1 pseudogene is annotated in these 251 nt (G+C 39.8%); it reads right to left on the bottom strand.

Features of this window, described 5'->3' with window-relative positions:
* Nucleotides 1–251: pseudogene (locus ACFIK8_RS12795) on the bottom strand (methyltransferase); the annotation flags it as partial.

Genomic DNA, 251 nt, shown 5'->3' with positions numbered 1-251 from the left:
ATAAAGTCAAACCAATACGCTGTAAAAGAGCTCCTGCATCACGAATATCAGCAAAGGGGTAAATTCTTGGACTAACTCCACCGTAAATTTCACTTTCAGCTTGCAGCAGACTTTCGCGTAATTCTCTTAATGTACCGGCTCCGGTCATAACAGCAAGGAATAAACCATCTGGTTTAAGAATATTTTTTATTTGGCTAAGAACACCAGGAGTATCATTGGTTAATTGTAGTGAAAGGAGCGAAACGATGAGG

This window comes from Bartonella sp. MR168JLCBS (genome assembly GCF_042194175.1).
Note: the sequence above shows the minus strand (reverse complement) of the source record. Positions and strands in the feature narration are given on the sequence as shown.